The sequence below is a fragment of the Rhizobium sp. BR 249 genome, assembly GCF_047445895.1.
GTDB lineage: Bacteria > Pseudomonadota > Alphaproteobacteria > Rhizobiales > Rhizobiaceae > Rhizobium.
Genome location: NZ_JARWKX010000014.1, coordinates 74,301 through 97,346, shown reverse-complemented (window position 1 = coordinate 97,346; position 23,046 = coordinate 74,301). Strand labels below are relative to the sequence as shown.

23 protein-coding genes are annotated in these 23,046 nt (G+C 60.4%); 14 read left to right on the top strand and 9 right to left on the bottom strand.

All coding sequences use genetic code 11. The features are described from left to right. Positions 1-87: 87 nt before the first annotated feature. Both msuE and QD408_RS15040 read right to left on the bottom strand, forming a co-directional pair. Positions 88-648, bottom strand: coding sequence for an FMN reductase (gene msuE / locus QD408_RS15045; protein WP_414139858.1), 561 nt, complete (start codon positions 646-648; stop codon positions 88-90). 142 nt (positions 649-790) lie between these two features. Next, entirely contained in the window at positions 791-1,993 is a 1,203-nt protein-coding gene (locus QD408_RS15040) for an MFS transporter (RefSeq protein ID WP_088682673.1), read from the bottom strand. Positions 1,994-2,342: 349 nt separating this feature from the next. On the opposite strand from QD408_RS15040, the gene QD408_RS15035 reads away from it, so the two are divergent. The 4 genes from QD408_RS15035 (at position 2,343) to repC (ending at position 6,986) form a co-directional block, all read left to right on the top strand. Next, a complete protein-coding gene (locus QD408_RS15035; RefSeq protein WP_414139857.1) occupies positions 2,343-2,801 on the top strand; it encodes a helix-turn-helix domain-containing protein in 459 nt (152 codons plus the stop codon). 433 nt (positions 2,802-3,234) lie between these two features. Continuing rightward, entirely contained in the window at positions 3,235-4,449 is a 1,215-nt protein-coding gene (repA, locus tag QD408_RS15030) for a plasmid partitioning protein RepA (RefSeq protein WP_088682675.1), read from the top strand. A 42-nt stretch (positions 4,450-4,491) separates the two neighbouring features. Beyond that, positions 4,492-5,544 (top strand): plasmid partitioning protein RepB, encoded by a 1,053-nt coding sequence (repB, locus tag QD408_RS15025; protein WP_414139856.1) that lies wholly within the window; start codon positions 4,492-4,494, stop codon positions 5,542-5,544. A gap of 149 nt (positions 5,545-5,693) precedes the next feature. Beyond that, on the top strand, positions 5,694-6,986 hold the full coding sequence (gene repC, locus QD408_RS15020) for a plasmid replication protein RepC (protein ID WP_414139898.1): 1,293 nt from the start codon (positions 5,694-5,696) through the stop codon (positions 6,984-6,986). 121 nt (positions 6,987-7,107) lie between these two features. On the opposite strand, the gene QD408_RS15015 is transcribed toward repC, so the two are convergent. Further along, positions 7,108-7,611, bottom strand: coding sequence for an N-acetyltransferase family protein (locus tag QD408_RS15015; RefSeq protein ID WP_414139897.1), 504 nt, complete (start codon positions 7,609-7,611; stop codon positions 7,108-7,110). A gap of 160 nt (positions 7,612-7,771) precedes the next feature. Here QD408_RS15015 and QD408_RS15010 point away from each other — a divergent pair, with 160 nt between their 5' ends. Beyond that, positions 7,772-8,338: a sugar transferase gene (locus tag QD408_RS15010; RefSeq protein ID WP_414139855.1), complete on the top strand. Its 567-nt coding sequence runs from the start codon at positions 7,772-7,774 to the stop codon at positions 8,336-8,338. A 123-nt stretch (positions 8,339-8,461) separates the two neighbouring features. Continuing rightward, positions 8,462-10,456, top strand: a complete 1,995-nt coding sequence (locus QD408_RS15005; RefSeq protein ID WP_414139854.1) for a polysaccharide biosynthesis protein — start codon at positions 8,462-8,464, stop codon at positions 10,454-10,456. A 30-nt stretch (positions 10,457-10,486) separates the two neighbouring features. Here QD408_RS15005 and QD408_RS15000 read toward each other — a convergent pair whose 3' ends face one another. Next, on the bottom strand, positions 10,487-11,761 hold the full coding sequence (locus tag QD408_RS15000) for an O-antigen ligase family protein (protein ID WP_414139853.1): 1,275 nt from the start codon (positions 11,759-11,761) through the stop codon (positions 10,487-10,489). A gap of 308 nt (positions 11,762-12,069) precedes the next feature. Between QD408_RS15000 and QD408_RS14995 the strand changes: the two genes are divergently transcribed. Beyond that, positions 12,070-12,789 (top strand): GntR family transcriptional regulator, encoded by a 720-nt coding sequence (locus QD408_RS14995; protein WP_414139852.1) that lies wholly within the window; start codon positions 12,070-12,072, stop codon positions 12,787-12,789. A gap of 44 nt (positions 12,790-12,833) precedes the next feature. Then, entirely contained in the window at positions 12,834-14,021 is a 1,188-nt protein-coding gene (uxuA, locus tag QD408_RS14990; RefSeq protein ID WP_414139851.1) for a mannonate dehydratase, read from the top strand. Positions 14,022-14,062: 41 nt separating this feature from the next. Here uxuA and QD408_RS14985 read toward each other — a convergent pair whose 3' ends face one another. Together QD408_RS14985 and QD408_RS14980 are read right to left on the bottom strand one after the other, a co-directional pair. Then, positions 14,063-14,929, bottom strand: coding sequence for an aldose 1-epimerase family protein (locus tag QD408_RS14985; protein ID WP_414139850.1), 867 nt, complete (start codon positions 14,927-14,929; stop codon positions 14,063-14,065). Between the two features lie 86 nt (positions 14,930-15,015). Then, complete coding sequence (locus QD408_RS14980; protein WP_414139849.1) at positions 15,016-15,345, bottom strand: DUF6665 family protein; 330 nt, start codon at positions 15,343-15,345, stop codon at positions 15,016-15,018. A gap of 141 nt (positions 15,346-15,486) precedes the next feature. Between QD408_RS14980 and QD408_RS14975 the strand changes: the two genes are divergently transcribed. The 3 genes from QD408_RS14975 (at position 15,487) to QD408_RS14965 (ending at position 18,162) form a co-directional block, all read left to right on the top strand. Then, entirely contained in the window at positions 15,487-17,109 is a 1,623-nt protein-coding gene (locus QD408_RS14975) for an ABC-F family ATP-binding cassette domain-containing protein (protein ID WP_414139848.1), read from the top strand. 197 nt (positions 17,110-17,306) lie between these two features. Next, positions 17,307-17,897 (top strand): hypothetical protein, encoded by a 591-nt coding sequence (locus QD408_RS14970; RefSeq protein ID WP_414139847.1) that lies wholly within the window; start codon positions 17,307-17,309, stop codon positions 17,895-17,897. 100 nt (positions 17,898-17,997) lie between these two features. Then, positions 17,998-18,162, top strand: coding sequence for a DUF1328 domain-containing protein (locus QD408_RS14965; RefSeq protein WP_003571841.1), 165 nt, complete (start codon positions 17,998-18,000; stop codon positions 18,160-18,162). A 153-nt stretch (positions 18,163-18,315) separates the two neighbouring features. Here QD408_RS14965 and QD408_RS14960 read toward each other — a convergent pair whose 3' ends face one another. Continuing rightward, positions 18,316-18,681 (bottom strand): EF-hand domain-containing protein, encoded by a 366-nt coding sequence (locus QD408_RS14960; protein ID WP_414139846.1) that lies wholly within the window; start codon positions 18,679-18,681, stop codon positions 18,316-18,318. A 16-nt stretch (positions 18,682-18,697) separates the two neighbouring features. Beyond that, on the bottom strand, positions 18,698-18,943 hold the full coding sequence (locus QD408_RS14955) for a hypothetical protein (RefSeq protein WP_414139845.1): 246 nt from the start codon (positions 18,941-18,943) through the stop codon (positions 18,698-18,700). A gap of 559 nt (positions 18,944-19,502) precedes the next feature. Between QD408_RS14955 and QD408_RS14950 the strand changes: the two genes are divergently transcribed. After that, positions 19,503-20,024 carry a DUF992 domain-containing protein gene (locus QD408_RS14950; RefSeq protein ID WP_414139844.1) on the top strand — a complete coding sequence of 174 codons (522 nt, stop codon included), beginning with the start codon at positions 19,503-19,505 and terminating at the stop codon, positions 20,022-20,024. Positions 20,025-20,153: 129 nt separating this feature from the next. On the opposite strand, the gene QD408_RS14945 is transcribed toward QD408_RS14950, so the two are convergent. After that, entirely contained in the window at positions 20,154-21,083 is a 930-nt protein-coding gene (locus QD408_RS14945) for a LysR family transcriptional regulator (RefSeq protein WP_414139843.1), read from the bottom strand. A gap of 73 nt (positions 21,084-21,156) precedes the next feature. On the opposite strand from QD408_RS14945, the gene QD408_RS14940 reads away from it, so the two are divergent. Both QD408_RS14940 and QD408_RS14935 read left to right on the top strand, forming a co-directional pair. Then, positions 21,157-22,074: a DMT family transporter gene (locus QD408_RS14940; protein ID WP_414139842.1), complete on the top strand. Its 918-nt coding sequence runs from the start codon at positions 21,157-21,159 to the stop codon at positions 22,072-22,074. A gap of 99 nt (positions 22,075-22,173) precedes the next feature. Further along, positions 22,174-22,947, top strand: a complete 774-nt coding sequence (locus tag QD408_RS14935) for a DeoR/GlpR family DNA-binding transcription regulator (RefSeq protein WP_088682328.1) — start codon at positions 22,174-22,176, stop codon at positions 22,945-22,947. Positions 22,948-23,046 lie beyond the last annotated feature (99 nt).

Sequence of the window (23,046 nt, the reverse complement as noted above, 5' to 3'; positions counted from 1 at the left end):
TTATGGATTAATTGCGGCTTGTAAGCATATTCTAAAAAATGAAAACGGCGCCTCTGGGGCGCCGCTTCGACATTATCCCAGCAACCTTTACTCGGCAGCGATGAGTGCTTGATTGCGGGCAGGAAAGAAGGCCGAAAGCTCGCCGATGACTTCTCCGATGCGCTTGGAAAGCGGCTCGGATGAGACGCGGTAATCGGTAAAGTCGCGGTCGGAGGCATAGACGGCTGTCGGCAGCGTGTGAGACATGAAGAAACCGAAGAGCGGGCGCAGCTGATGCTCGACCATCAGCGCATGCCGGTCGCCGCCGCCGGTCGCGGTGATGACGATCGGCTTAGCGCGCAGCTCATGCGGATCGATCAGATCGATCAGATGCTTGAAGAGGCCGGGATAGCTGCCCTTGTAGGTCGGCGCTCCGATGACGACCAGGTCGGCATTGACGAGATCGTCGATGACGGCCCTGGCGCGGCTATCGAGATCGTCACGGCGCTGTGCCTGGCCGAGCGAGGGGCCGACATCGGTCAGGTCGTAGACGGTATTCTCGAAGCCGTATTTTTCAGCGGCGAGGCCGGCGACGTTTTCGACAAGTGCGAAAGTCTTCGAGGGGCGGTTGAAGCTACCCGCGAGGCCGACCAGTTTCAGAGCAGACATGCCATTTCCTTCCAATATCGTACCGGGACCGACGTCATTGTTGGTACGAATATTATCTATAAAAATAGTGGATTAAAGGAATGGCGATCCCTCTTCTCCGCGGGAGAGGAAAAATACGTTCGTCCTTGCCGGTGATATCGTCTCAGGCCGGTGTCTTCCTGGGGATGTGCGGCAGAAAGATCGTGAGGAGACCGAGCAGCGGCAGGTAAGAGCAGATACGGTAGACGAATTCGATGCCGTGGGTGTCGGCGAAATCGCCGAGCAAAGCGGCACCGAGCCCCCCTGCCCCGAATGCGAAGCCGAAGAAGACGCCGGCAATCAGCCCGACGCGCCCAGGCACCAGTTCCTGGGCGAAGACGACGATCGCCGAGAAGGCCGAGGCGAAGACCAAGCCGATCACGATGCTGAGCACACCGGTCCAGAAAAGGTTCGCATAGGGCAGGAGCAGGGCGAAAGGAATGACGCCGAGGATCGAGAACCAGATGACGAAACGGGCGCCGAAGCGATCGCCGATCGGCCCGCCGAGGAAAGTGCCGACGGCGACCGAGCCGAGGAAGAGGAAAAGCATCAGCTGCGCCTGCTGCACGCTGAGTTCGAACTTGTCGATGACATAGAAGGTGAAGTAGCTCGACACGCTCGCCATGTAGACGTTCTTCGTTGCCGTCAGCAGCACGAGGATCAGCAGCGCCCAGACGACCCTGTTCTGCGGCAGCGGCAAGGCGCGGCTCACCGCCGGCTTGCTGGCATTCTGGCGCCTATGGCTCATGTACCAGTTTCCGACCCAGCTCAGCACGACCATGCCGACCATGGCGATGGCGGAAAACCAGGAGACGCTGTGCTGGCCGAGCGGCAACACGATGAAGGCGGCAAGCAGCGGACCGATCGCCTGGCCGGCATTGCCGCCGACCTGGAAAAACGACTGCGCGAAACCGTGACGGCCGCCGGAGGCAAGACGGGCGACGCGCGAGGATTCCGGATGAAAGACCGCAGAGCCGAAGCCGATCAGGCTTGCGGCGACCAGCAGCAGCGCGAAGTTGCCGGCATTGCCGAGAAGAATGAGCCCGCAGAACGTGCTCGCCATGCCGACCGGCAGTGAATAGGGCATTGGCCAGCGATCGGTGACGATGCCGACCAGCGGCTGCAGCAGCGAGGCCGTGACCTGGAATGTCATGGTGAGGAGGCCGATCTGAACGAAATCGAGATCGTAGTTCGCCTTGAACAACGGATAGAGCGAGGCGAGCAGCGATTGCATGATGTCGTTCAGCATGTGGCAGAAGCTGACCGCCATTAGAATAGACATGGTTGTCTTTTCAAAACGAGGCGCGCTCTCGGCAACTGTCGCCATGAATATTCCTCCTGCACCGGCACGTTCGGCGCCGTGCCGCGTCGGTTTTTTATGGATTTCGGGCGATCGGAGCTGGGAGACACTCGCGCGGCGGTCGCTTAAGTGGATTTAACGCAAGCCGGGCGGCAATCACAGCCCAGTTTTATCAGGATCGGTACGGATTTTGTTCGATTTATTCTTCCACCGATCGAATGAGCCTGACTTCTCGTCTCGGATGGGGGCTTTCATATCACACTCGGTTACGATCATCGCATATCGAAGACGCTATGTGAAAACAGCCATGGAAAACCGGCGCGGGGGATACTACAGCTGCGCCGATTGAGAATGCGATCGAGGCTGAAAACACGCGATGAATGTCAAGACACCGAATGCGATAGACAGTTATGTCGGAGCGCGTATCAGAATGCGGCGGCAATTGCTCGGAATGAGCCAGGAGCGGCTTGCCGATCAGATCGGCGTGACCTTTCAGCAGGTTCAAAAATACGAGAAGGGCATCAATCGCATCGGCGCAAGCCGTCTGCAGCGGATCGCAGAAGTGCTTCACACCTCCCCGAGCTTCTTCTTCGAACAGGAGGATTCCGAACCGTTGACGCTGCAGGGGCTGGACCTGCCGGCGAACGGAGACCCGGTCACGGAGTTCCTGCGGACGAAAGAGGGCTTGGTGCTCAATCGCGCCTTTCTGAAGATCGCCGACCAGAATATTCGCGAAACGATCATCGCGCTCGTGAACGCTATGGCGCAGGCGGAAAGCAGCGGTGTCAGCTTTGGAGTTTCCTCGGCGGATATCGCCCATCCGCTCGGAAAATAGCCGAGAAGGCGCCGGCATGCATCGTGCCGGCGGCATTGCGGTGATGCCGGATGCCCCTCCCCTTGCATGGCACTTGCCCATGCGCTGGATAGATCCAGCGGTCCTTGCCTATCGCAAACCCGGCCCGGACAATTGAACGGCCGCCGGCCGTTCCAGATGCGTCTCCATCAAATGGCTTCACCAGACGCCGTTCATGCTCGATATTTCGATTCTGGCGGTTAGTGATCGACGATGCTGCCGGCATGCGGCTCTGACGATTGCGATGTCGTCTGCCGGGCCGCGGCACGCGCGGTATGTTCAAGCTTTTGAAAAAGATTGGACAACCCGGCGATAGGGTCTTGTTAACCCTATTTGCCTTGCGACTCGTTCAGAATCGGCGCTAAATGCGGTTTCATAGTGCGCAGGGCTTTAAAATCGCATTTTCGAGATTTCCATGAATATGGCACCGCAGATAGAAAAAGCAATTTCCGATGTCGACCAGCTGATCATTGGTCAGGCGCAGGAACTGTCCGACAAGCTGAAGCAGCATCGGCTTGAAATGTTTCCGCCGCGCGCGCTGAAGGACCTGCGGGAATTTCAGCTGGCCGAAGTCGCGCGCTTCCTTGGCGTCACCAGCGGCTATCTTCGCAATTTATCGCTGGAAGGCAAGGGCGCCCTGCCCCAGGTTACGCCCTCGGGCCGCCGATCCTATACGGCGGAGCAGATGGAAGAGATGCGTGCCTTCCTGGAGCACCATGCCCGGGCGGGAACGCATTATATGCGCCATCGCCGCGGCAACGAACATCTGCAGGTCGTGGCCGTCGTCAACTTCAAGGGCGGCAGCGGCAAGACGACGACTGCCGCGCATCTTGCCCAGCACCTTGCCCTGACAGGTCACCGCGTCCTCGCCGTCGATCTCGATCCTCAGGCCTCTCTCTCTGCCATCCATGGCTTTCAGCCTGAATTCGACGTCAACGAGAATGAGACGCTCTACGCCGCCATTCGCTACGACGACCAGCGGCGCCCGCTCAGAGAGATCATCCGGCCGACGAATTTCCCGAACCTTCATCTCGTGCCGGGCAATCTCGAACTGATGGAATTCGAACATGATACGCCGCGCGTGCTTGCTCAGGGCAAGGCGGGCGATTATGGACGCGTCTTTTTCGCGCGGCTGGATGAGGCGCTGTCCTCGGTCGCAGACGATTACGATATCGTCATCATCGACTGCCCTCCCCAGCTCGGCTTTCTCACGATGAGCGCCATTTGCGGCGCGACGGCGGTGCTGATCACCGTTCATCCGCAAATGCTCGATGTCATGTCGATGTGCCAGTTCCTGCAGATGCTCGGTGAAGTGCTGAACACGCTGAAGGGCGCCGGCGGCAACATGAACCTCGACTGGCTGCGTTATCTCGTGACCCGCTACGATCCGCAGGACGGACCGCAGACGCAGATGGTTGCCTTCATGCGGTCGATGTTCAAGAATCATGTGCTGACCAATCCGATGTTGCGCAGCGTCGCCATTTCCGACGCCGCGATGACCAACCAGACGCTCTACGAGGTCGAGCGGAGCCAGTTTACCCGCGCGACTTATGACCGGGCGATGGAGGCGATGGATGCCGTCAACGGCGAGATCACCGATCTCATCCACAAGGCCTGGGGGCGGAAATGACTGGCAAGTTTACTGCGGTAAACTGGGACAAGGAGCGGGCCAATGGCGCGTAAGAATCTCCTCTCGGGCCTGATGGACGATTCCAAGAAGTTTACTGCGGTAAACAATGAGGACGAGCCACTTCATAAGGACGAGAAACAGCAGATCACCTATAAGGGGATCGGTGCTCTCGGTGCCGTCACGCGCAGTATCGACGCGCTGGCTGCCAAGGCCGATGCAGCCAAGGCGATCGAGGAGAAGCTGGCGACGGGTGAGACGGTGATCGATCTCGATCCCGCTTTGATCGAAGATTCCTTCGTGACGGACCGGCTCGCCCATACCGACGAACAGTTCCGTGAACTGGTCGAGGCGATCCGGCTGCGCGGCCAGGATTCGCCGATCCTCGTTCGTCCGCATCCCGAAAAGGACGGCCGGTATCAGATCGCTTTCGGCCATCGGCGTGCTAGAGCCGCCAAGGAACTCGGCCGACCCGTTCGCGCCGTCGTCAAGAAACTCGACGATCGCGACCATGTCATTGCCCAGGGGCAGGAGAATTCGGCCCGCGCCGATCTTTCCTTCATCGAAAGAACGATGTTCGCCGACAAGCTCGATACGCTGGGCTTTGATCGGGAAACGATCATGTCCGCGCTCAGCGCCGACAAGACGACGGTGTCCAAGATGCTGTCCGTCACAAAGCGGATTCCGGCCGAGGTGCTGACCGCCATCGGCGCGGCCAAGACCACAGGGCGGGACCGCTGGCACGATCTGTCGGTGAAATTCGAAACAGAAAACATCGGCGCCCGGACGATCGAATTCACCAGGTCGGCGGAATTCGAGGCGGCGGAGCCGGACGACCGCTTCGATATGCTGGTCGCATTCATCAGCAGGAAGCAGCAAGCGGCTTCGCCCGCAACGACGCCTCAGCCCTTAGCGCGCGCCTGGCAGCGCCAGGACGGTGCGGTCAAGGCGAAGATTAAGGATGACGGAAAACAGTTCACCATCGCGCTGAAGGCGGAGAAGGCATCGGCCTTCGGAGCCTATATCGCCAGCAATCTGGACCGTCTCTACGAGGCGTTCGAGAGGACACAGGATTTGACGAAAAACGGAGATCAATAAGCAAAAGAAAAGGCCCCCGAACGTTGCCGTCGCGGAAGCCCTCTCTGATCTAGACACCCAGAGAATCACATTTCCGCGAATCATAGTCAAGAGTCTTTGGCACCGAATTTGGTGAGCCGTGATCTTTTGCCTTGAAGAAGGCGAAGAAAATGGAAAGCGGAAGTGTGACGACGCCCTTTGGGCGGCGGCCGATGACGCTTGGTATGTTGGCAAGCCAAGCGTCTGCTCGAAAGATAGAGCCCGGCCAATCAATCGAGAAGTGGAAACTCTATCGTGCTCTCTGCGAAGCGAAGCCCTTGCTCGGTATCACCGACCGGGCGCTTGCCGTCCTGAACGCCTTGTTGAGCTTCTATCCCAAGGGAGAGCTCTCTGAGGAAAACGGGCTTGTCGTGTTCCCGTCCAATGCACAGCTCTCTCTGCGCGCGCATGGCATGGCGGAGCAGACGATCCGGCGCCATCTGGCGATCTTGATCGAGGCGGGATTGCTCATCCGCAAGGATAGCCCGAACGGCAAGCGTTACGCCCGCAAGGAGCAGGGCGGGGAGATCCGCGAAGCATTCGGTTTTTCGTTGGCGCCGCTGCTTGTGCGCGCCGAGGAGATTGAACGGCTGGCGGCGGAGGTGGTTGCCGAGCGGCTGCATCTCCAGCGGCTTCGGGAACGTCTCACACTTTGCCGCCGCGACATCGCCAAGCTCATCGAGATGGCTTTGGAGGAGGGGGCTGCCGGCGACTGGAGCGATATCCATCTGCTTTTTCGCGCCATCGTCGAGCGCTTGCCGCGCTCACCTTCCGCCGAGCAGGTCGCCGCCGCACTCGATGAATTGGAGCTGCTGCGCGAAGAAATCGTCAATCAATTGGAAATGCAGGTTAAAACTCAAATTCAAAGCGGCAATGCCCAACATTATGAGCGGCACATACAGAATTCAAACCCACAACCCATTACTGAACTTGAACCAAGCTTCGAAACGAAGCAGGGCGCAACGGCGGATGATCAATCGGCAGGCCGGGCCGAACCGATAGCCCGGATACGGAAGGATGAGGGGAGGGACGGTTATGTGCCGGTCGTAAATCCCGCCTCCGTTGTCAGCGGCACCCTGAAATCCTTCCCGCTGGGGCTGGTGCTGCAGGCTTGCCCTGAGATTGCAGCCTATGGTCCGCAAGGTTCGGTTGACACCTGGCGCGATCTGATGGTGGCGGCTGTGGTCGTCCGCTCGATGCTCGGCGTCAGCCCGTCGGCTTATGAGCAGGCCTGCGAGATCATGGGGCCTGAAAACGCCGCGACCGTCATGGCCTGTGTTCTTGAAAGGGCAGGGCACATCAACTCGGCGGGCGGTTATCTCCGCGACCTGACGCGCCGCGCCGAAAGAGGGGAATTCGCCATCGGACCCATGTTGATGGCCCTTGCTCGCAGCAATTCGCCTGTGAGAGGCAAGACCGGATGAGAATTTGCGTCGCGGCCTCGGGGCGTGAACTGTTATGGTTAACGAAGTGTGACGGAAATGAAGGCAGAGATAACTTCTGATTGGCAGGTTACCGCTTCCGGATCAGCGGGTTAGGGGATTGTCAAAAGGCCGTATGGGGCGTGACGCCGAGCCTGAAACGCTTTTTGATCCTGTCGACAGGTGTCCCGTCCAGAAGCGGGACCTGGATGAGCCTGTCATAGAGTTCAAAGCCCATCTTCGCATAATAGGCGAGACCGCTGACGTTGTCGGCGCGAATGGTGGCATTGATGAATTCGAGCCCGAGCGCTTCGGCTGCCGCGCGAGTTGCGGGAAAAAGCGCACGGCCGACGCCGGGAATCTTCGGATGCGCACGAGCGAAGGTCGCGATGTCAGCATATCCTTTCGATGGATCGCCATACGAGCTCAGCGACTGGAAGCCGGCGAGCAACCGATCATGCTCGGCAACATGACAGGCGAGGGCGAATTCGCCATCGATGAACCAATCCGCAAACTCCGAGGCCGAAAGCGGTGTTTCGAGCGCGGTTGTTCCACCAGCCAGAATGATTTCGTTCAGGAGGCTGCACAGCTCCTCCGCGTCGGCTGCTACCGCTCTTCGAACATGCATGCCCTTCGCGACCCTCGTTTGGTCCGCCAGCCTAGCGATGGCCTCGGGAGAGCACAAGCGATCATCGGGCAAGCTCGGTGCTATCCCGCTGTTGACGCGAAAACGCTTTTTGACGATACGGCAGGAAGGCGGCTGGCTGGTCGATGAAAGAATGGAGAACATGAGTTTGAAACGGGCGGTGGATTTTTTCCTGGCGGTGATTGCTTCGCTGATCCTGCTCGTTCCGAGCCTTGTCGTCGCCCTTTGCGTTCGACTTACCTCGCCGGGACCGATCCTCTATTGGTCGAAGCGTGTCGGCCGCTTCAATCAGATCTTCCTGATGCCGAAATTTCGCAGCATGCGCATCGATACACCGACGGTTGCCACGCATCTGCTCGAAGATCCGGATCGGTTCCTGACGCCCATTGGTTCGTTTCTGCGCAAATCCAGCCTCGACGAACTGCCGCAACTCTGGTGCATTCTTGCGGGGAAAATGAGTTTCGTTGGCCCGAGACCGGCGCTGTACAATCAATATGATCTGATCGAATTGCGAACGGCCCACGGCGTCGACAAGCTCCTGCCGGGATTGACGGGATGGGCGCAGATCAACGGGCGGGATGAGTTGCCGATTCCCGAGAAGGTGAAATTCGATGTCGAGTATCTCGAGCGGCGCTCGTTCGGCTTCGATATGCGCATCCTGTTTCTGACCGCGGAAAAGGTCATCCGCCGGAAGGGCGTCACGCATTGAGTTGACTACTTCCGATAGATAAGCGGTTCGAAAGACCGCGCTTTTCGATTATTTCAGTTGCGCTCGTTGCAGAAAATGACAAGAAGGTGGTTGTCTAATTGATCCACGAGACGCTGGTAAGCAATGCCTGAAAATACCCCCACTGAGACGCCACGCTCGGGATGGTTCTTGGTGCCGATGCAGGCGCTCGTCTCCCCTCTGCTGGCGATGCCGCGTTCTGCCAAACGCGCTCTGGCGCTGCTGGTGGATTCCAGCTTTTGTGTTCTGACGATCTGGCTGGCCTATTGCTTCCGTCTCAATGAATGGACGGTGTTGACCGGTGTGCAGTGGCTGCCGGTCCTCGTGTCGCTGTGCATGGCGCTTCCCATCTTCATCGTCATGGGCATGTATCGGGCGATCTTCCGTTATGCCAACATGGCTGCTTTCATTGCCGTTCTGAAGGCCATCGCGATTTACGGCGTCGCCTTCATGACGATATTTACCGCGCTCAGCGTCCCCGGTGTCCCGAGAACCGTCGGTATTCTCCAGCCCTTCCTGCTGTTGATTGCGATCGGCCTGTCGCGGTTGAGTATCCGTTATTGGCTGGGGGATACCTATCAGCGTATCCTGCACCAGAATACGCTCGCCAAGGTGCTGATCTATGGAGCAGGCAATGCCGGGCGGCAGCTCGCAGGCGCCTTGACGAACAGCGCCGAGCTCAATGTCGTGGGCTACCTGGATGATGACCCGCGTCTCAAGGGCGGCATCATGGGCGGCTTGCCGATCTACGACCCGTCGGATCTTCCGGTGCTTGCGGAAGCTCTTGGCGTGCACAATGTACTTCTTGCCCTTCCGTCCGCCTCGCGGCAGCGACGGAATGAAATCCTCGAACATATCCGCAAAGCCAGGGTGAATGTTCGGACATTGCCGGATCTCACGGCGCTCGCTCAGGGGCGAATCGCCGTCTCCGACATCCGTGAGCTGGAGATCGAGGATCTGCTCGGGAGGGAAGCGGTTGCCCCGCGGCAGGCGCTGCTCGACAAGGCGATGCGCAACAAGGTGGTGATGGTCACCGGCGCCGGCGGCTCCATCGGCGGTGAGTTATGCCGCCAGATTCTGCGCAACGCGCCTTCGAGCCTCATCCTCATCGATCAGAACGAGTTTGCCCTTTACAACATCCATGCCGAATTGCTGAAGCTGGCCGAGCTGTACAAATATGCAAGCCTGCAGATCGTTCCGATTCTCTGTTCCGTCCGCGACCAGGATCGCATGGAACATATCATTCAGAACTGGCGGCCTCAGACGCTCTATCATGCCGCCGCTTATAAGCATGTGCCCCTTGTCGAACACAATGCCGTGGAAGGCATCAAGAACAATGTCATGGGTACGCTGATCACCGCACGCGCGGCTGACAAATGCGGCGTGTCGAATTTTGTGCTGATCAGCACCGACAAGGCCGTGCGTCCGACAAATGTGATGGGCGCCAGCAAGAGGCTCGCGGAGATGGTTCTGCAGGCGCTTGCGGCAGAGCCGGCCACCGAGGGAACGCGGACGAATTTCTCCATGGTCCGCTTCGGAAACGTCCTCGGCTCTTCCGGATCCGTCGTGCCGCTTTTCCGCCAGCAGATCAAGGACGGCGGCCCGGTGACGCTGACGCATCCTGACATAACCCGCTACTTCATGACCATTTCGGAGGCCTCGCAGCTTGTCATACAGGCGGGCGCCATGGCCGAGGGCGGGGATGTTTTCCTGCTCGATATGGGAGAGCCCGTCCGCATTGCGGATCTTGCCCGCAAGATGGTGGAGCTTTCCGGCCTGACCGTGCGTCACGAGGATAATCCCGAAGGGGATATCGAGCTTTCCGTCACCGGCCTCAGGCCCGGCGAGAAGCTCTATGAAGAACTGCTGATCGGAGATAACCCCGAGACAACCGAACACCCTCGGATCATGAAGGCGCGCGAGGATTTTCTGTCCTGGCCTGAGCTCTCGAAGAGGCTCAGCTCACTCAATGCGTCATTGGATCGAAACGATATGATTGCGGCGCGCGCCGCCTTGGCGGAACTCGTCTCCGGCTATTCGTCGACGGGTGAGGTGTCGGACCTGGCTTTCACTGGGGCAGAAACCAACACGGCGGCCTGAGGTGCTGCCAGATCCTCAGGGCGGCGGAAATCAGTTTCGAACGACGGGCTCAAAGCGTGTGCTGCCGCGATCCGCACAAATGAGGGCGACCATATAGGCGAAGATCGGATCCAATGCCTTTTGGTTGAACATGATGCCAAAGCTGCCTGTTATGACGTAGCTGCTGAAGAGCAGGAGAGCGATCGCTATCGCCAGATCCCGGCCTGGGCCAGGTTCCTTTTTCCACGCGCCGATCACTGGCGCCAGCAGCAGCAGCGAAAGCGCCGCGATGCCGACAACGCCGGCGTCGATTCCCGCGGTCAGAAACCCATTGTGGACATGCGAGAAGGGCAGCTGCGGCCTTATGCTCTCGGGCAGCTCCGCCAAAACCGAAGCCATCCGGTTTTGCGGGCCATAACCGGTCAACGGGTCTTTAGCGATTGCCGACAAGGCGCCTTCGTACAAAGCGAGCCGTGCGCTGAGCGACGTGACCTCGCCCTCACTGCTTTCGAGCGAGGCCATATTTTCCTGCAGCGCCTGGATGCGGTGGAGGATTTGGCCGCTGCCGAGCGCGATAAGTCCGGCAAATAACAAAGATCCGGTAATGGCGAGGCTGCGCAAACTCAGATGGAAGCTGTGTTTGCGAAAATACCAGAGAAGGATGACGAGATGGACGGGGATGGCCAGCCAGGCCGAGCGCGTTCCGGAAAGCAGCACGCAGCCTAGACCGGCGGCATATCCGAGGATCGCAATTCTTTGCTCCACGCTTTTCGGCGATTGAACGTTAAGAAGGGCGATGCCACCGAAAAGAAGACCTATGATTCCGAGGAGTGCGGCATTTGACGTCCCAGCCTCCGCCCTGTCCAGCAGAAATATGATCTGCAGCAGACTGAAGAGAAAGGTAACGATCATGCCGATGCCCGCGCCGAGGATGAAGAGCGGCACGAGGCGGCCATCCGGAGATTGGCGCATACGCGGCAAAATCAACCAGATCGAGAAGAACGGCAGGAGCCGGAATATCCAGTCGGGCACTTCGGAGTAAGGCGGATTGATGAAGATGCTGGCGATCATCACCACCGGGTAGATCGTCATGCACATGGCGACCAGGCGGTCGGATTTCGACAGGTTCAACGAAAAGCGGGCCGTCGCCAGACAGTAGATGCCCGACAGCATGGACGCCAGCAGAATGAAAGAGTTGAAATTCGGCGAGAGCCCCGGAAGAATTGCAAAGAAAAAGACCGCAATGCCGTTGGTTCGGTCAAGCGCGCTTCCCGCCCCATTCCCGGGATGAAGCACCGCAATCACGAGTTGCCTGAAATAATTCACTTTGCTGGTCCTGAGGTGTCGCTGATCCAGCCTCGCTAAGGACCGTTGCCACCGCTGTCAAGCCGTGAATGCGGGCTGAACCCGTGCTTTTTTCACTGTCGTATTCCGGCAACAGCACAGCTGAATGAGGTCGGTCTTAGCCAATGACGGGCTGCAACGCCATGGAACGGGGCAAGCTCACTCACGCAGAAAACACGCCTGAGGTGCGAGCATTCGTTCGAATTCCGGTTCCATCGACGCATGTCTTGGCAACGCGCTGTAACTGATATACTAGTATGCCAGAATGTGTCGACGTTCCTGGTATCCTCATGCGGCCGGCCTCAGACATTGAAGTTCCCGTGATCCCGACGTCGCAGGACGGCGGCAGGCTGCGCCGCGTTACCGCGGCCGGCGCCATTTACGAGCGCCTGCACGCTGACATCGTGTCGCTCCGCATGCCGCCCGGCATGTTGCTGCAGGAAAAGCGGATCGCCGAGGATTTCGGCGTCAGCCGCACGCCGGTGCGCGAGGCGTTGCTCAGGCTTTCCGAAGGCGGACTGGTCGATATTTTTCCGCAGTCGGGCACTGTCGTATCGCGCGTGCCGGTCTCGGCGATCCCCGAAGCGGTGGTCGTGCGCAAGGCGCTCGAAGGCACGACCGTCGAGATGGCGGCTCAAATCGCCACCCCTGCCGATATCGCCCGTCTCGACGTCATCATCGCCCGCCAGCGGGCATATGCTGCGGCCGGCGATGTCTTGAGCTTCCACGAGGAAGACGAGGCCTTCCACGAAGCGATCGCGCAGGTATCAGGCTATCCCGGCATTTGGACTATTCTGAAGACGGTCAAGGTGCAGATCGACAGGGCACGCCGGCTGACGCTGCCGGCGCTTGGGCGCGCAGGCAATGTGGTGCACGAACACACGATCATCCGCGATGCGCTCACCGCCCATGATGCCGCTGGCGCACGCGACGCGATGATCCATCACTTGAGCGCCGTCATCCCCGACGTCGACGAATTGCGCTCGCGCTATCCCGATTATTTCTGCTGACGGCAGGGCCAGACACGAAACGAAAAGGCGAGGAAGGAAGAAGGATGAGGCAAGGTTGGAGATGGTTCGGGCCGGACGCGCCGGTGACGCTGGATGATGTCCGCCAGACGGGCGCGACCAACATCGTGTCGTCGCTGCATCAGGTCCCGATCGGCAGGGCCTGGACGGAGAAGGAAGTGCGCGAGCGCCAGTCTCTGATCGAGACGACGCCTGCCGGCCGTTCGCCGCTCGTCTGGTCGGTGGTGGAAAGCATCCCGATTCCGGACGCGGTCAAGCGCAAGGGCGGGGAGGCGAAGGCCGAAATCGAGGCGTGGATCGCCAGCCTCGAGGCGGTCGCCGCCTGCGGCATTCCGATCGTCTGCTATAATTTCATGCCTGTCGTCGACTGGACCCGCACCGAACTCGATTTCGTGACGCCGACAGGCGCCACCGCCATGCGCTTCGATCACGAGCGTTTCGCGGCTTTCGACCTCTTCGTTCTGGAACGGCCGGATGCGGCGCAGCAATACTCCAAGGAAGATCGCGAAAGGGCGCGTATCGTCTTCGACACGATGTCGGAGGAGGAGATCGCCGAGATCACCCGTATCATCACCTCGGCCTTGCCTGGTTCCACCACGGAGCCTCTGACCATTCCGGCCTTCCGGGAAAAGCTGGTCGCCTATGCCGGCATCGATGCCGCAAGGCTGCGCCGGCATCTGATCGAGTTCCTCGAAGCAGTGACGCCAGCCGCCGAAGCGCGCGGCGTCAAGCTGACGCTGCATCCCGACGATCCGCCGCGTTCGCTGTTCGGGCTGCCGCGCATTGCTTCGACCGCCGAGGACTATGCGGCCCTCTTCGACGCGGTGCCGTCGGCGGCGAACGGCATGTGTTACTGCACCGGCAGTCTCGGCGTGCGTGCCGATAATGACCTGCCGGCGATCGCCCGGCGCTTCGCCTCGCGCATCCACTTCGCTCATCTGCGCGCAACGACGCGCGAGGGCGACGGCCGAACCTTCCATGAAAGCGCCCATCTGGAAGGTGATGTCGACATGGTCGCGGTTCTCCGCGAACTGGTCGCCGAAGACCGCCGCCGAAGCGCTGAAGACACGATCGTCTTCCGCTCGGACCATGGCCATCGCATGCTCGACGATCTCGACAAAACAGTCACGCCCGGTTACCCCGCCATCGGCCGCATGCGCGGTCTTGCCGAGCTTCGCGGTATCCTGCATGCACTGGACGCCCCGCCGAACTGAGGGCGCAGAGCGCAGCGCTTTCCGTCGGCCGACCGTTGCTGCTACGAAATCTCGACCGTACAGGTGAAGCGCGCGCTCGCGCCGGGCGCTAATATGCTTGTATACGGCCGCCGCGACAACTCGCTCGGCGCTCCAGCTTCGGCCGCCGTTCCATGCCATGGTTCGACGCAGAGGAAGGGGGCGCCGGGCTTGGTCCACAAAGCAAGATTGGGCAGGTTTTCGAAACGGAACCGCAGGGCCGGTCCACCCTCGACGCCGTAACGCAGCCCTTCTCCCGCACCCTCGGGGAAGATCATCGCGTCCTGCTCGAACATCGCATGATCCAGCACCAGCCGGCCTTTGTCGAAGGGAGAGGGCCGTGGCGTCGGATTGATGAGGCCGCCCTCCAGCCGCACGAGCCCGGGCTCGCCTTCATTGTCGAGCATGACGGTGTGGGGCCGCCCGGAAGCACCAGGCAGCGGCCAGGCGAAGGCCGGATGCAAGCCCAATCCGAACGGTATCGCCTTCTGATCGCGGTTGCTGACCTCGGCGGCGACGGTCAAAGCGCGGCCCTCGACCGCATGTTCCACGGCCAGCAGAAAGTCGAACGGATAGACCGCCCGGGTGGCGACCGACGCGGCAAGCTCGTACCGGCACATCGTTGCCGTGGAGGCTGCGAGGGCAAATTCGCTGCGCCGGGCAAAACCGTGCTGGGCCATCGGATAGACCGTGCCGTCGATCGCGATCTTGTCGTCCGGCGCCTTGCCGACGATCGGAAACAGGATCGGCGAGCGCCCTGTCCAAAACGCCGCGTCACCCGTCCATAACCAGGAGCGTCCGTCGCTGGTGGTGAGTGCCTGCATTTCCGCGCCGAGGGAAGAGACGTCGACGGTGAGATCCTGATTGCCGATCCGGATTGTGCTTGGCATGGCAATTCCCTTTCTCGCTGGTTCGGTACGAGCATAGCTGCCTGCACCGCGATTTCTATCTGTAGGTGGAAGATGCACGCCAGCCGTTATTTTCGTATTGCGCCCAGTCTCGCGATCACTTCGTTCGGGATGCCGTAACGCTGGATGGCGTCGCGGTTGTTGCGCAAGCCGCAGATCTCCCGCTGGATGAAGAATGCCCAGACGGCGTCGGAGGCGTCATTGAGAAGCCTCTCGCGTTCCTCCGCGCTTTGGCGCTCGCCGGTCCAGGCTTTCAGGGCGGCAAGCGCCGCCTCCACCTTCAGCCCGTGACGTCCGAGCGCATCGGCGCGTTCCGACATCAACTCGTATTCGAGGACGTTGAAGCCGTTCCTATCCTGCTGGGATTGCCTGAAAGACTGCGGCGGGCGAACGCTCATGGGTATGGATTCCTTGATCAGCGCAGGCAACAACCTTATCCAATCCGGTCTTTGAGATCGAGAGGGCAGGGAACGGACCTATCCCGCCGTTTCCCCGCGTGATAAGGGCGCCGTAACTTTTTTTCAGGCCCCGCGCACATCATGATTCGTATCGAGAATATCAGCAAGCAGCTCAGCCACCGGATCCTCTTCATTGAGGCTTCCGCTGCCCTCAACAAAGGCGAGAAAATCGGTCTCGTCGGCCCGAACGGCGCCGGCAAGACGACGATCTTCCGGATGATCAACGGTGAGGAGCAGCCCGACGAGGGCCAGGTCTCCTGCGAGAAGGGCGTCACGATCGGCTACTTCAACCAGGACGTCGGCGAAATGGCCGGCCACAGCGCCGTCGCCGAAGTGATGAACGGCGCCGGGCCGGTCAGCATCGTTGCCGCCGAGCTGCGGGAGCTGGAGGCCGCCATGGTCGACCCCGAGAGGGCCGGCGACATGGAGGAGATCATCGAGCGCTACGGCGAGGTGCAGGCGCGTTACGAGGAACTGGACGGTTATGCGCTCGATGGGCGCGCCCGCGAAGTGCTTGCGGGCCTGAGTTTCAGTCAGGAGATGATGGACGGCGACGTCGGTGCGCTGTCGGGCGGCTGGAAGATGCGCGTGGCGCTTGCCCGCATCCTGCTGATGCGCCCGGACGTCATGCTGCTCGACGAGCCGAGCAACCATCTCGATCTCGAAAGCCTGATCTGGCTGGAGGAGTTCCTGAAGGGTTATGAGGGCGCGTTGCTGATGACCTCGCACGACCGCGAGTTCATGAACCGCATCGTCAACAAGATCCTCGAGATCGACGCCGGTTCGCTGACCTCCTATTCCGGCGACTATGAATTCTACGAGCAGCAGCGGGCGCAGAACGAAAAGCAGCAGCAGGCCCAGTTCGAACGCCAGCAGGCGATGCTCGCCAAGGAAATCAAGTTCATCGAGCGGTTCAAGGCGCGCGCTTCGCATGCTTCGCAGGTGCAGAGCCGCGTGAAGAAGCTGGAGAAGATCGACCGGGTGGAGCCGCCCAAGCGCCGGCAGTCGGTCGCCTTCGAATTCCAGCCGGCGCCCCGCTCGGGCGAAGACGTGGTCAGCCTGAAGAACGTCCATAAGAAATACGGCAGCCGAAGCATCTATGAAGGGCTGGATTTCATGGTGCGGCGCAGGGAACGCTGGTGCATCATGGGCATCAACGGTGCGGGCAAATCGACGCTGCTGAAGCTGGTGACGGGCACCACAGCGCCCGATGAGGGCAGCGTTTCCCTCGGCGCCAGCGTCAAGATGGGCTATTTCGCCCAGCACGCCATGGATATTCTCGACGGCGAGCGCACCATTTTCCAATCGCTGGAAGACCGATTTCCCCAGGCGGGGCAGGGACCTTTGCGCGCGCTTGCCGGATGTTTCGGCTTTTCCGGCGACGATGTCGAGAAACGGTGCCGGGTGCTCTCCGGCGGCGAGAAGGCCCGGCTGGTCATGGCGATGATGCTCTTCGACCCGCCGAACCTGCTCGTGCTGGACGAGCCGACGAACCATCTCGACCTCGACACCAAGGAGATGCTCATCAAGGCGCTCGCGCAATATGAGGGCACCATGCTGTTCGTCTCGCACGACCGGCATTTCCTGGCCGCACTCTCCAACCGCGTGCTGGAGCTGACGCCGGACGGCATCCATCAATATGGCGGCGGCTACACGGAATATGTGGCGCGCACCGGCCATGAAGCGCCCGGTCTGCGGAGCTGACGGTTTCCCAGTGGCATGTCGAAACCGCTGCGGTCGAAGCGACCAATAGGGCTGGTCGGCGATAGCCGCCGAGCGGCCGGGGCCGCCGCACCGGACCCGTCGGGCCATGTCTGGGAAGTCGCGCAGGAATTGAGTTGGCCAAGGCCAGTTCTTGTGGGGAGAAGCAACTTCGGCCGATATTGCAGCCGTTCGCCACGATGATGACCCAATTTCATGGTGTTGCGGGCCCTTCTTGGGGCAAGAAGGGCGGGCGCATCGAAATGGACTGGATCAATCGTTACATCGATCAGCCGTTATTGAACGGCGCCGCAGGCTTGCTGCGGAATTGGCACGTCCGCACGCGCCAGCCGCCGGAGCTGCTGGAGCCGATGTGGAATCTTGCCGTGCTCTCCTTCCTTCTGATCGCGAGCGCACAGGTCATGGCCGGCAAGCCTTTCGCGCTCAGCGCCGCCGCGCTGATCATGCTGGCGCTGCCTTCCGCGCGAAAGCTGTTTTCGGCGGTGAAGACTGGAAACAGCGCCTATGGCGCGCGGGAATACAAGTCGCTGAGAGCGCGTGCCGTCACCAAGCGCGAGGCGGAGTGGTCGGTGCGGTTGATCGTCCTGTTTGCATCCGCCTGCCTTCCCTTCGTCGCCCGCATCGACGATCCGGTGGGGTTCTTCTTCATGCTCGGTGCAAGCGTCTGGTTCGTGCTGACGGGACCGCTCAAGGCTTATCTCGAAGCGGCCGAACCGCCGGAGCCGAACGAGGGCGACCGGATGTATAACGGCGTTTTTCATTTCGGCTGAAAAAGCCGATGCGGCGTTCCTCCTGCCGTCCGTGAGACGGGCAGGGAACCAAAAGTGCGCGGTCTCCGTTATGCCAGCAGCAACGTAAGAGGAGATCGCGATGCTTTATTACGCTCTGGTATTTCTCGTTGTGGCCTTGATTGCCGGCGTCCTTGGATTTGGCGGCATCGCCGGGGCTTCAGCTTCGATTGCCCAGGTTTTGTTCTTCATTTTCCTGGTGCTGTTCGTCGTGTCGCTCGTCATGCGCTTCATGCGAAGAGTATAGCGCCGACGGATCTAGAGCATGTCGCGCAAAAGTGTGCAGCGGTTTTGCGACAACGACATGTGTAAAACAAAGACCTAAAGCGCGAGGAGCGAATCTGAAAGATCGCGACGCGCTTTAGTATAGAAACCCGGCGAAATCATTCGCCGGGTTTTTTCATTGCAGATTGCCGTCCCGATCGTGATCGGCCGTCGCGAAATCCGCCATTACCCGTTGTAGGAATTCGCTCCTGTTGATGCGGCCGTCGCCGTTGGAGTCCGTCATGGTGAATTGCTCGACGGTCAGGATCTGGGCCGTTTCACTGGTCTGCAGGCTGCCGTCCTTGTTCTTGTCGAGATTTCCGAAGGCTGTGCCCATGAAGGCTTCGTACTCGGAACGATCGACGGTCTTGCTGGAATTGGCGTCAAGCCGGTCCATCTGCCCTTGATACATTGAGGTAGATTGCGGGGAGCCTGACTGCTGGGCGAGCGCGCCGGCAGAGTGGCTTACTAAGATTGCCGTCACCAAAACCACGATTTTCATTGTTCTATCCTCCCCATTATCGGCAAGCCAGGCGGTTACCCACGAAGCCGCCGCCGGCAATTCCGCCGCCGATGGCGAGGACTTGGCCGGTGCCGGCGCCGATCGTGCTGCCGATCAAACCGCCGACGATCGCGCCGCCGACCGTGCCGGCAATGCAGCCGAATTCGGAATTCTTGTCGGCGACGGCCTGTGACGTCGTGCCGGACTGACAGGCGGATACGGCCAGGAGCCCCGCCAGCATGATGGTTGTGGTTGTGCGCATTTTTCCCTCCCGATGAACTATACGCCGCCATCTGCAATAGAGATCGGCGGGCGTGCTGTTGTCCGGCCCCGGCAAAAACAATCTTCTGGATCTGGGTCTCGAATTTCAGGCGGCATTTCTGTCAAAGTGAAAACAGAATGCCGGAGGAGCATGCAGAAATTCTGCGGCAATGCCGGAAAATGCCCATTGCTTCTCCCTTCCTGCATATCGGCAGAAAGAAAGCTTTCGAATACTACAGCTATACATGCGACGTGGCAACCTCATGCGATTGCAGGGGCTGGCGTCGGATGGATGAGCCGGCATCCCTGCGGTTACGGGGGCGGATTGGATCGTGCCATTTCTGCAACCATTCCTAACAAGATTGTGAAATGGGCATGGTGCCTTCGAAATGTCCCATTGGAAGCTGAACCGTAAGCGTGTTTGTCGCTTGCGCTTCCCACGCGCTCTGACATGCGACGCGAAAACGGCGCCGATTTGGGATCGTTTTGCGGTCCCATCCGTTATCCGGCGCCCGCAGCCGGGTGTTTTGCTCCCGTCGCGATTTGAGAAGGAGAGACTTATGAATAAAACTCTTGCGACAGCCTTTGCCGCGATATCGTTGACGTTTGTTGGTGCTGATGTGGCTAGCGCCGCGGATCCCGTCACCAGGACATATGAAGAGCCGGATCTGCGCAACGGCGTGAAGATCGGCTATCTCACCTGCGATATCGGCGGCGGCACTGGTTACGTGCTTGGTTCGTCCAAGGAAGCCGATTGCGTCTTCCAGTCGATCGTCGGCAACGAGCTTATCGATCACTATACCGGCGAAATCAGAAAACTCGGCATCGATCTCGGCTTCACCACGCGCAGCCGCCTGATCTGGGCCGTGTTTGCGCCGACAGCCGGCTACCATCGCGGATCGCTCGCCGGTCTCTATGTCGGCGCCAGCGCCGAAGCGACGGTCGGCGCCGGTGTCGGCGCCAATCTCCTGGTCGGCGGCACTTCCGGCTCGATCCATCTGCAGACGGTCAGCCTCACCGGCCAGCTCGGCCTCAACGTCGCCGCCGGCAGCGCATCGATGACGCTGACCCCCTCGAACTGACAGGTCTTTTGACGCGCTCCTGCCGCGACGCGGCGGGAGCGTCACGCCATCGCGACGCGCGCCGGCCGATCGACCATCCGACTCCGCAGAATGATCCAATCTAACCCGCAAAAGCTCTAACCGATCCGTCTATGCTTTCGTGCGGCCGGGCGCGATGAAGGCCGCAATCGTTTCCTCGTCATGGCCGGCCTCGCGCAGGAAGCGGCTGGCAAATTCGATGGCAGGGCTCCGAAGCGCATCATCCGGGCGGATCAGGTGAAAGGCCACGTGATGATCGAGCGTGCGCTCCGACACCGCCACGACGCGCCCGGCGGCGAGCGCCGCATCCGACAGCGGCGGCCGGGCGAGCGCGATGCCGAGCCCTTGCGCACAGGCGTCGATCACCAGATTGTAATCCTCGAAGCGCCGGTCCTGGCCGCGCGGCGTATAGTCGACGCCTTCGCGGGAGAGCCAGCGGCGCCAGCCTTCGATATTCGAATCGTGAAGGATCGGCAGATCGAGCAGTGAAAGGGCATCGGAACGCTGCTTTAGCTGTTTCGCCAATGCCGGGGCGGCGATCGGAAAGGATTTCTCCCGCCAGAGCGCCAGGGCGCGCACGCCGGCCCAGGGGCCTTTGCCGCAACGGATGGCGAGATCCGTGCCTTCGCCGAAATCGGCCAGGCGATGTTCGAGCGTCAGTTCGACATGCAGCTCGTTTCCTTCGAGCTTCGGCAGGCGCTGAAACAGCCACAATGATGCGACCGAAGGCGTCACGGAGAGGCGCACCACCGCCTTGTTGGGCCGAGGCAGCCAGCGCTCGCCGGTATTGCCGAGCAGGGAAAGCGCTTCCTCGGCGCGGGCGAAAAACCGCATGCCCTCCGGCGTCAGGCGCACACCGCGAGCTTCACGCGCAAACAGCCGGACACCCATCCAGCGCTCGAGCCGCGAGACCTGCCGCGATACGGCGCCATGGGTGATGCCGCTTTCCTCGGCCGCGGCCGAAAACGATCCGAGCCGGGCGGCGCGGGCAAAGGTCTCGAGCGTATCGAGCGGCGGGAGCACTGGCGAGCTGTGAACCATGCGCACATTTGATCATCGATTGCGGTGCTTTTCAAGCATGCATCGAAGGTCTAATCCCTCGTCGCAAGGATAGATGGAGGTGAAAATGAGCATGGCGGCAAGCACACCGGTTTCGGTAAAACAGCAAGGCGGCTTCGATCTGATCGCCTTTGCGGCGATCGTGGTCACGATCCTCTTCTGGGCCTCTTCCTTCGTGGTGATCCGCATCTGCCTCGGGCCGCTGACGCCGATCGAGCTGGCGACGGCGCGTTACGTGGCGGCCGGCGTCCTCGCCCTCGTTTATCTCGCCATTTACCGGCCGATGCCGGAAAAGCGCGATGTCTTCCGCCTCTCGGTTGCCGCCGTCCTCTTCATCGCCGCCTATGCGGTTCTGTTGAACACCGGCGAGCAGACCGTGGCGGCGGGGCCGGCAAGCTTCATCATCAATACCATGCCCGTTTTCACCGCGCTGATCGCCACATTCGCGCTCGGCGAACGCTTCGGACGCTGGGGCTGGGCGGGTACGGCGGTTTCCTTCGGCGGCGTGGCGCTGATTGCGCTTTCCTCTGATGGTGGCTTCAAGCTCGATCCGAACGCCGTGCTGATCCTTGGCGCAGCGCTCTGCTCTGCGATCGCCAGCGTATTGCAGAAGCCGCTGCTCGCTCGCCTGCCGGCGCTTGCCGTCACCGCCTGGATCCTGCTGATCGGCTCCGTGCCGCTCTTTCCGGCCGTCCCGGCGACGATCCGCGCGCTGGCCGCTGCACCGGCGGAAGTCAACTGGGGCGTTGCCTATCTCGTCATCTTCCCGACTGCGATCGGCTATCTCACCTGGGCCATCGCCTTGAAGCGGCTGACGGCTGCGCGCGCCTCGAATTTTCTCTACGGTGTCCCGCCGGTCGCAACGCTGATCGGGTTCGTCTGGCTGGGCGAGACGCCGACGGCGCTGGGTGCTGCCGGCGGCGTCATGGCGATCCTTGGCGTGCTCGTGGTCAACGTCATGCGGAAACGATAACCGCGTTCATTTGGAGTGCGGAAGTTGGCCCACTGACGAATAGGCATTGCGCCGCCCTTCGCTTTCTTTAAAAACGAAAGCAGACCGAAAGGGGCGCCGATGTTCTTGACCGACCGACAAACTGAAATCGTGGCGATTGCGAAATCGAGCGGCAGGGTTCTGGTCGAGGAGCTCGCCTCCCGCTTCTCGGTGACGCCGCAAACGATCCGCAAGGATCTGAACGATCTCTGCGACGCGCAGGTGCTGACGCGCATCCATGGCGGCGCGACATTTCCGAGCGGAACGGAGAACGTCAAATACGAGGCGCGGCGCCAGATCGCCGCTTCTGAGAAGCAGGCGATCGGTATGGCGGCAGTCGAGCTGATCCCGAGCGGAGCTTCGCTCTTCATCAACATCGGAACGACGACCGAAGCGGTGGGCGAGGCGCTCGCCAATCACCACGAGCTGATGGTGATCACCAATAACATCAACGTGGCCAACAGGTTGCGTCTTTTTCCGGCAATCGAGGTGGTGATCGCCGGCGGCGTCGTGCGCGGCTCGGACGGCGGTATCGTCGGCGAAGCGGCGGTCGATTTCATCCGTCAGTTCAAGGTCGATTATGCCGTCATCGGCGCATCGGCAATCGATATCGACGGCGCGCTCCTCGATTATGATTTTCGTGAAGTGAAGGTCGCGCAGGCGATCATCGCCAATGCCCGGCATGTCATCCTCGTGGCCGATTCGACGAAATTCGAACGCACCGCGCCGGTCCGGATCGGCCAGCTTTCCCAGGTCCATACCTTTATCACGGACCACTGTCCGGTGCCGTCCATCCGCAATCTCTGCCTCGAAAACAATGTGAAGCTGATCGAAACGGCAAGCAGATCGCGCTAGGTCACGCGAATGGAACAAACATTCGTTTGACATTCACATTCCTTTCGTTTTAACTGTTATCACTTTCGCAATCGCGCAAGTTTTGTGCGATGCGAAATC

Bases quoted from the DNA above. Each gene is read 5' to 3' on its own strand.
- msuE (WP_414139858.1), bottom strand. From the start codon at position 648: ATGTCTGCTCTGAAACTGGTCGGCCTCGCGGGTAGCTTCAACCGCCCC.
- QD408_RS15040 (WP_088682673.1), bottom strand. From the start codon at position 1,993: ATGGCGACAGTTGCCGAGAGCGCGCCTCGTTTTGAAAAGACAACCATG.
- QD408_RS15035 (WP_414139857.1), top strand. From the start codon at position 2,343: ATGAATGTCAAGACACCGAATGCGATAGACAGTTATGTCGGAGCGCGT.
- repA (WP_088682675.1), top strand. From the start codon at position 3,235: ATGAATATGGCACCGCAGATAGAAAAAGCAATTTCCGATGTCGACCAG.
- repB (WP_414139856.1), top strand. From the start codon at position 4,492: ATGGCGCGTAAGAATCTCCTCTCGGGCCTGATGGACGATTCCAAGAAG.
- repC (WP_414139898.1), top strand. From the start codon at position 5,694: ATGGAAAGCGGAAGTGTGACGACGCCCTTTGGGCGGCGGCCGATGACG.
- QD408_RS15015 (WP_414139897.1), bottom strand. From the start codon at position 7,611: ATGCATGTTCGAAGAGCGGTAGCAGCCGACGCGGAGGAGCTGTGCAGC.
- QD408_RS15010 (WP_414139855.1), top strand. From the start codon at position 7,772: ATGAGTTTGAAACGGGCGGTGGATTTTTTCCTGGCGGTGATTGCTTCG.
- QD408_RS15005 (WP_414139854.1), top strand. From the start codon at position 8,462: ATGCCTGAAAATACCCCCACTGAGACGCCACGCTCGGGATGGTTCTTG.
- QD408_RS14995 (WP_414139852.1), top strand. From the start codon at position 12,070: ATGCGGCCGGCCTCAGACATTGAAGTTCCCGTGATCCCGACGTCGCAG.
- uxuA (WP_414139851.1), top strand. From the start codon at position 12,834: ATGAGGCAAGGTTGGAGATGGTTCGGGCCGGACGCGCCGGTGACGCTG.
- QD408_RS14985 (WP_414139850.1), bottom strand. From the start codon at position 14,929: ATGCCAAGCACAATCCGGATCGGCAATCAGGATCTCACCGTCGACGTC.
- QD408_RS14980 (WP_414139849.1), bottom strand. From the start codon at position 15,345: ATGAGCGTTCGCCCGCCGCAGTCTTTCAGGCAATCCCAGCAGGATAGG.
- QD408_RS14975 (WP_414139848.1), top strand. From the start codon at position 15,487: ATGATTCGTATCGAGAATATCAGCAAGCAGCTCAGCCACCGGATCCTC.
- QD408_RS14970 (WP_414139847.1), top strand. From the start codon at position 17,307: ATGATGACCCAATTTCATGGTGTTGCGGGCCCTTCTTGGGGCAAGAAG.
- QD408_RS14965 (WP_003571841.1), top strand. From the start codon at position 17,998: ATGCTTTATTACGCTCTGGTATTTCTCGTTGTGGCCTTGATTGCCGGC.
- QD408_RS14960 (WP_414139846.1), bottom strand. From the start codon at position 18,681: ATGAAAATCGTGGTTTTGGTGACGGCAATCTTAGTAAGCCACTCTGCC.
- QD408_RS14955 (WP_414139845.1), bottom strand. From the start codon at position 18,943: ATGCGCACAACCACAACCATCATGCTGGCGGGGCTCCTGGCCGTATCC.
- QD408_RS14950 (WP_414139844.1), top strand. From the start codon at position 19,503: ATGAATAAAACTCTTGCGACAGCCTTTGCCGCGATATCGTTGACGTTT.
- QD408_RS14945 (WP_414139843.1), bottom strand. From the start codon at position 21,083: ATGGTTCACAGCTCGCCAGTGCTCCCGCCGCTCGATACGCTCGAGACC.
- QD408_RS14940 (WP_414139842.1), top strand. From the start codon at position 21,157: ATGGAGGTGAAAATGAGCATGGCGGCAAGCACACCGGTTTCGGTAAAA.
- QD408_RS14935 (WP_088682328.1), top strand. From the start codon at position 22,174: ATGTTCTTGACCGACCGACAAACTGAAATCGTGGCGATTGCGAAATCG.